The sequence below is a fragment of the Neisseria iguanae genome (assembly GCF_003013245.1).
In the GTDB taxonomy this organism is placed as follows: Bacteria; Pseudomonadota; Gammaproteobacteria; order Burkholderiales; family Neisseriaceae; genus Neisseria; species Neisseria iguanae.
On sequence record NZ_PXYY01000149.1, the window covers coordinates 1 to 3,150 of the forward strand.

A 3,150-nucleotide genomic window follows, 5' to 3' on the forward strand; every position below is an offset into this window, starting at 1 on the left:
TGAACCGCAACCCTGATACATTCGGCGCGGACATTAAAAAAATGACCAGCGCGAATCTGACCTTGAGCGAAGCCCAATCTTCGGAATTGTTCGGCCTGATGCCGCGCCAACGCTTGCGCACGGTGCAACGTGATTTGTATGAACAATTAGACAAAATCCCATTCTTGGCTACTCAAGCGGGTACAAGCGAAGAGGAAGTATGATGAATAAACAGGCAGATGTGGAAACCGTCATCGCCGATGTATTCCGTGCTTCAGGCATCAAGCTGACAGCAGGTGACCCTATTATCGGCATTCTGCTGGTACAGGAAGCCCGTCTGAAAGCCTTATTTGACGAACAGCGAATTGACATTCAGAAAGGCTTGGCCGGGTACGCAGCGGAAATGGATGATTCGATGAAAGCCACGGTAACGGCGGCGGAAGAGTTAAAAACCTATCGGGAGCAGATTTTGGCAGAATTACTGGTCAAAAGCGATGAGCAACTTAAAGAAAGCGAAGGCCGTATTTATGCGGCTATGCAGCCTAAGATTGTGGCTCAGAACAAGGCATTGGCAGATGGAATTGCCGCAAAGATGAACCGTTTTGGGCTGATGACCGCACTGTTTGGTATTGCCGTTATCTTGGTTCTGGAGCTTTTGCAGGAGACTTTATGCTGACAGAAGACAAAACAACGGTTCCTACGATAAAAGTACATCCGTCATTTGTTCCAACAGAAGCCCAATTTCTACATTACCGACTGGTTCCGATTAATACGGACAGGCAGGGCTATCTCTGCCTGCTTTTCTATATCAGCTCTGTCAGTTTCCTAATGTTGGAGCCGCGTATCAAAAGGTATGCGGCAATCAGGAAATTGGCTTTACTGCTGGAAAATGCGGCATATCCGGTTTATGAAATTAGGAGTATTTAATGAAAACAACCTACGATGTCTTCGAAGCTGCGGAATACTGCAAATGCCACCCTGAAACGATAAGAGAGCATATCCGCGAAGGCCGTCTGAAAGCGGCCAAACCCGGACGGAGCTACTGTATCAGAAAAGCCGCGCTTGACGAGTTTTTAGACGAACTGGAAAATGCACAAGTGCAGGCTTCGCTCAAAAGTAGGAGTGAAGAAAAATGCCGATTTACAAACGAAACAATGGCATATGGTATATTGACATCACAACTGAAGGCGGCCGCAGAATTAGACAGTCTACTGGCACCAAAATCAGGGAAGAAGCCCAAAAACTGCACGACAAACTAGCTTACGAGCTATGGCAGCAGCGACATTTGGGAAGAAAACCCGAACGGTTGTGGGAAGAAGCAGCCGTCCGATGGATTAAGGAGCAAGGAGATAAAAAGAAAAGCATTCAAGATGACATCAGCCGTTTACGCGGTTTGACGAAATTCAAAGGCATTTTTTTACACCATTTGAGCCGTGATTTCATCATGAACACCATCGGCAGCTTTAGCTGTTCGGATAGCACCAAAAACCGCTACCTTGCGTTGATTAGAGCTATTTTGAACAAGGCTGCAAAAGAATGGCAGTGGTTGGATGATGTACCCAAAATAACGCTTTACCGCGAAGCTAAACGGCGCATTCGCTGGCTTAACCGTCCGGAAGCCCAAAGATTGGTAGCTGCCTTACCCGAATACATAGCGGATATGGCTTTGTTCAGTCTGAATACAGGGTTACGGCAACGGAATGTTTTGAAACTGAAATGGGAACAAATCAATCTGAGCCGCAAAACGGCATGGATTTATCCTGACGAGGCTAAATCCGGGCGTGCCATAGGTATTGCATTGAATCAGACGGCGCTTGGTGTGCTGGAAAAACAGATGGGAAAACACCCATCATTTGTTTTTACCTATCCCAACGGCCGTCCGGTAAAAAGTATCAGTTCGCGGATTTGGAAAAATGCGCTGGCAGATACAGGTATTACCGACTTCCGCTGGCATGACTTGCGTCATACATGGGCGAGTTGGCTGGTTCAGGCAGGTGTACCGCTGGCGGCATTGCAAGAGATGGGAGGATGGGAAAGCATCAGCATGGTGAAAGGTATGCTCATCTTGCGCCGGAACATCTGCACGAACATGCTGCATTATTGGACGGTGTTGATCTCGATTTCGACACAAATTAGACACACCTTCGAGTAGATGGTTATAAAGAAAAAAGCCTAAATGATTGTTTAGGCTTGAAAAAACTGGTGGGTCGTGAAGGATTCGAACCTTCGACCAACGGATTAAAAGTCCGCTGCTCTACCGACTGAGCTAACGACCCGATAAGCTGCGCATTATAGGGATAGTGTTTGATGCCGTCAACACCTTTTTTTAAAATTTTTTCTTCAGGGAGATTTTTATCGAAATAAAGCTGCTGCAATCCATACGTTATGCTATGATTTTCCATCGGCTTCACAAACCGATATGTTGATAATGAAAGGATAACACATGAAAAAATTTCTGATTGCTGCAATGATGGTGGCCGGTTTGGCGGCTTGTTCGCAAGAAGCCAAACAAGAATCTAAAGAAGCGGCGCAAGCCATAGCCTCTGATGCCAAAAGTGCGGTAGACGATGCGGCTGCTGCGGTAAAAGAAGCCACTGATAATGCCGCTTCTGCCATGACTGAAACAGCCAAAGAAGCCGCGGCTGATGTTAAAGACGCAGCTGAAAAAGCCGTTGAAACAGCTAAAGACGCAGCCCAAGAAGCCAAAGACGCAGCAACCAAATAATCTTGGTTGTTTCATCAGGGCGTGTCTTCATTTCATCATACGGCACTTTCCGGCATAAAAATCCGTCTGCTGCATTGGAAATGCGCGCAATGCGTCTGACCTTACCGGCGCAGCGTGTCAAACTGCTCTCTTTGAGTATCGCCTTGCATACGCGCCTTTCTGCTCGAAAATCGGCGACGCAGACAAAATGAGGACACGTCCTAAAAAGGCCGTCTGAAAACATCTGAACTGTCCCCCAACCTTTGGGCAAGTTAAGAATGTTTCTCAAACAGCCTTTTCAAGCTGAGTTCTGCAGGCAACGGGGCTCAGCTTTTTTAAATCCAGACTCAAGCGTTCATGATTGCAGTATGTAATCATTTATGATCGTTGCCGGCAGCGCACCGTCTTCATCGAAGCTTTCCGTTTTCAATGTGCCGGAAAAGCCCTATCGGCGCATTGCTCCGGCA

The 3,150-nt window shown here is 47.0% G+C and carries 3 protein-coding genes, 1 tRNA gene and 3 pseudogenes; 6 read left to right on the forward strand and 1 reads right to left on the reverse strand.

The genetic code is table 11. From position 1 onward, the window contains the following. From C7N83_RS15015 to C7N83_RS13490, 5 genes and pseudogenes are all read left to right on the forward strand, one after another. Window positions 1-203: pseudogene (locus C7N83_RS15015) on the forward strand (conjugal transfer protein TraL); the annotation flags it as partial. Then, on the forward strand, window positions 203-655 hold the full coding sequence (locus tag C7N83_RS13475; RefSeq protein WP_106743243.1) for a hypothetical protein: 453 nt from the start codon (window positions 203-205) through the stop codon (window positions 653-655). The pseudogene C7N83_RS15015 and the gene C7N83_RS13475, both read left to right, overlap by 1 nt. After that, window positions 649-906, forward strand: a complete 258-nt coding sequence (locus tag C7N83_RS13480) for a lipopolysaccharide heptosyltransferase (protein WP_106743244.1) — start codon at window positions 649-651, stop codon at window positions 904-906. Before C7N83_RS13475 ends, C7N83_RS13480 begins: the two co-directional genes overlap by 7 nt. Then, complete coding sequence (locus C7N83_RS13485) at window positions 906-1,238, forward strand: helix-turn-helix domain-containing protein (protein WP_106743245.1); 333 nt, start codon at window positions 906-908, stop codon at window positions 1,236-1,238. The genes C7N83_RS13480 and C7N83_RS13485 overlap by 1 nt, the downstream gene beginning before the upstream one ends. After that, a pseudogene (locus C7N83_RS13490) lies at window positions 1,154-2,115 on the forward strand (tyrosine-type recombinase/integrase). Before C7N83_RS13485 ends, C7N83_RS13490 begins: the two are co-directional and overlap by 85 nt. Window positions 2,116-2,179: 64 nt before the next feature. Here the strand turns inward: C7N83_RS13490 and C7N83_RS13495 are convergent. Then, window positions 2,180-2,255: transfer RNA gene (locus C7N83_RS13495), tRNA-Lys, on the reverse strand. A 167-nt stretch (window positions 2,256-2,422) separates the two neighbouring features. Here C7N83_RS13495 and C7N83_RS13500 point away from each other — a divergent pair. Further along, window positions 2,423-2,701: pseudogene (locus C7N83_RS13500) on the forward strand (Ag473 family lipoprotein); the annotation flags it as partial. Between the last annotated feature and the right edge of the window lie 449 nt (window positions 2,702-3,150).